The sequence below is a fragment of the Pedobacter sp. 01N416 genome (assembly GCF_056399685.1).
Map to the genome: position 1 here is coordinate 1 of NZ_JBFTRT010000840.1, position 1463 is coordinate 1463.

At 37.3% G+C, this 1463-nt stretch carries 2 protein-coding genes; both read left to right on the top strand.

Translation table 11 applies throughout. The features are described 5' to 3' along the window. Positions 1-1053 (top strand): redoxin domain-containing protein (locus AC1DND_RS27705; RefSeq protein ID WP_477586053.1); only part of this gene is annotated, 1053 nt, incomplete at its 5' end. A gap of 103 nt (positions 1054-1156) precedes the next feature. Continuing rightward, a partial coding sequence (locus tag AC1DND_RS27710; RefSeq protein ID WP_477586055.1) for a response regulator occupies positions 1157-1463 on the top strand: 307 nt, incomplete at its 3' end.

Here is a 1463-nt window from a genome sequence, read left to right on the forward strand (position 1 = left end):
CCCAAAGATAGCTTTACGATTGACGGAACTTTTCAAAACCCAGGCACGGAGAAGAAAGTATTTTTATATGGGATGCAAAATAGCAATATGGTTGCAATCGATTCTACCAATCTATCAGAAAAAGGTGAATTTAAATTCATCCGCAAAACCCCATCGGTTGATTTCTTTAGGGTATCTGTAGGTAATCATGAGTTTATGTTAATTGCAAAAAATGGCGACGACATTAAATTAGAAGCTGATTTAGCCGACAAAACAATGGCATATAAAATTTCGGGGGCAAATGAGGTAGAAAAATTATCAGAACTAAATACGATTAGAAACAACTTTGCCAAACAGGTAGAAAAACTACAGGCCGATTTCGAGGCAAAAGTAGCAACACAACCTCAAAACAGGGCAGCTGTGCTAGAAGCAATGAAACCTCAGTACGAATCGTATATCAATCAATTAAATACGCAGATCATAAAATTTGCTAAAGACAATAAAGGTACGCTTGCCAGTTTCTATGCCATGAATACTTTGAGTCCGCAGGAATTTGAAGCAGAACTGGTACAATTTGCGGATGAAGTGAAAGAAGAAATTAAAGGCAATGCCACAGTTGATACTTTTGTAAAACAGATGGCACTTTTAAAAGCAGTTCAGGTAGGGCAGGTTGCTCCGGCATTCACCATTAATACAGCTGACGACAAACCTGTAAGTTTATCAGACTATAAGGGAAAATACGTACTGATTGATTTTTGGGCATCATGGTGCCAGCCTTGCCGTCAGGAAAATCCGAACGTGGTTAAGGTTTACAATAAATATAAAAATAAGAACTTTGATATCATCGGCATTTCGTTAGACACCGACAAGGCTGCATGGTTAGGTGCGGTGAAAGCAGATGGATTAACCTGGGCGCACGTTTCCGAATTAAAAGATTTTAACGGAGCAACCGTAAAAAAATACCAGGTACAGGCTATCCCAACTTCTTACTTAGTTGATCCCTCTGGGAAAATAATTGCTAAAAACCTGCGTGGCGACGAATTAGAAACGTTTTTAGCTAAAACGTTACTTTAAAACAAAATCCATGTTAAACTAATTTAAGTAATTAACAATTTCTTAACTTAGGCTTAACTAAATATTGCATCATAGACACTACTTTCGTAACAAATATTTAACTATGAACAACGCAGGTCAGAAAATATTAATTGTTGATGATGAACCAGATATTCTGGAGCTTATTGAATATAACCTTAAAAAAGAGGGTTATCAGGTTTTCACAGCTACCAATGGCCAAGAAGGAATTACTGTTGCGAAAAAGGTGCATCCGGATTTGATTATTCTGGATATTATGATGCCTAAAATGGATGGAATTGAGGCTTGCCGTTTAATGCGTGCAATACCCGAATTCAAGAATACATTTATGGTTTTCTTAACCGCCAGAAGTGAAGAGTATTCAGAAATAGCAGGTTTTAATGTGGGTGCTG